Consider the following 693-nt stretch of genomic DNA (forward strand, 5'->3'; position numbering starts at 1 on the left):
GAAGGCGGGCCCGCGCAGCGCACCGGTCCACTGAGCCGCGGGATCAGAGGGTGAGACGAACTTTGGCTCAACATCGGTCGCCGCACCCCAGGCGGCTTCGTCGAGCGTGGCGAGATACTCCCGCACAGCCCGCGGCGCTGCCTCGGTGTGGTCCTGGGCCCTCCAGTCAGCCCCTGCAAGAGAGCGCTGTTTGTTGGCATCGGCCTGGATCAGGCTGGCCTCGACCGCAAAGCCTCCGCCACCTACCAGCCCCTCATCCAGGCAGCGCTGCACTACCGCTTCGAACAGGTGACGGAACAGGTCAGACTCGCGAAAGCGCCCGTGCCGGTTCTTGGAGAAGGTGGAGTGGTGGGGCACCTTGCCTTCCAGCCCGAGACGGCAGAACCAGCGGTAGGCCAGGTTGAGGTGCACCTCCTCACACAGGCGCCGCTCGGAGCGGATGCCGAGGCAATAGCCGATCAGCAGCATGCGGATCATCAGCTCGGGATCGACAGAGGGTCGGCCGGTGGCACTGTAGTAGCCGGCCAGACGCTGGCGCAACCCAGAGCAGTCGACAAAGCGGTCGATGCGCCGAAGCAGGTGATCGGACGGGACGTGATCCTCGAGCCGGAACTCATAAAACAGGCTCTCCTGCATCACGAGACGCTCGCCCATCATGCCCCGGTCCTCCTGCTGAGAATGCCCGATCAGGGA

The 693-nt window shown here is 65.5% G+C and carries 1 protein-coding gene; it reads right to left on the reverse strand.

Going from position 1 to position 693, the window contains the following annotated elements:
• Positions 1 to 657, reverse strand: a 657-nt coding sequence (locus JKG68_RS32785) for a transposase (protein WP_202066651.1), incomplete at its 3' end; no start/stop codon positions are given.
• Positions 658 to 693 lie beyond the last annotated feature (36 nt).

Source organism: Microvirga aerilata (assembly GCF_016743775.1).
GTDB lineage: Bacteria > Pseudomonadota > Alphaproteobacteria > Rhizobiales > Beijerinckiaceae > Microvirga > Microvirga aerilata.